Origin of the sequence: Pseudomonas sp. GD03875, assembly GCF_029840585.1 — a bacterium.
GTDB lineage: Bacteria > Pseudomonadota > Gammaproteobacteria > Pseudomonadales > Pseudomonadaceae > Aquipseudomonas > Aquipseudomonas paralcaligenes.
In genome coordinates this window covers 1-584 of the sequence record NZ_JAOCCV010000086.1, presented here as the reverse complement: position 1 = coordinate 584, position 584 = coordinate 1, and the positions used below count along the sequence as shown (strand labels likewise).

Here is a 584-nt window from a genome sequence, read left to right as displayed (position 1 = left end):
TTGGCGCGTGGCCTCGATCAGGGCGCGCTGGTAGCTCAGGGTCTGGACCTGGTCGCCGATGCGCTCGCGGGTCATCCGCTGGCTGTCGTCGCGGGCGCGGTCGACGCGGGCCATCAGCTCGTCGATCTGCTTGAGCAGGCGCTCGGCCGCTACCGCGCGCCAGTAGGCGGAGCGCACGTCCTGGATGATGGTGTGGACGACCTTGCGCCGGCGTTCCTGGACTATCAGGCGCTGGTCGGCAGCCTGCTTGGCGCTGACGTAGGCGACACCGAAGTCGAGCACGTTCCAGACCATGGTCAGGTCGGCCACACCGCGGTCGCGGTCCTGGGAGGTGGAAGGTTCCAGAGACTGGGTGCCGGTGTCGACGCTCTGGCTGCTGGAGGCGCTGACGTTGTTGCGCCCGGCGTAGCCGGCGGACAGCGCCATGCGCGGCAGCATGTCGAAGGTGGCGAGGTCGACCTGGCGCTGGGCCACGGCTTCCTCCATCACCTTCAGGCGCGCCTCGAGGTTGTACTTGACTGCACGGGCCATGGCCGTGTGCAGGGTCAGCGGCCCGCTGAGCGGTTCCTGGTCCTTGAACATGC

The 584-nt window shown here is 68.7% G+C and carries 1 protein-coding gene; it reads right to left on the bottom strand.

From position 1 onward, the window contains the following. Positions 1-584, bottom strand: a 584-nt coding sequence (locus N5D30_RS26080) for a TolC family protein (RefSeq protein WP_279911344.1), incomplete at both ends; no start/stop codon positions are given.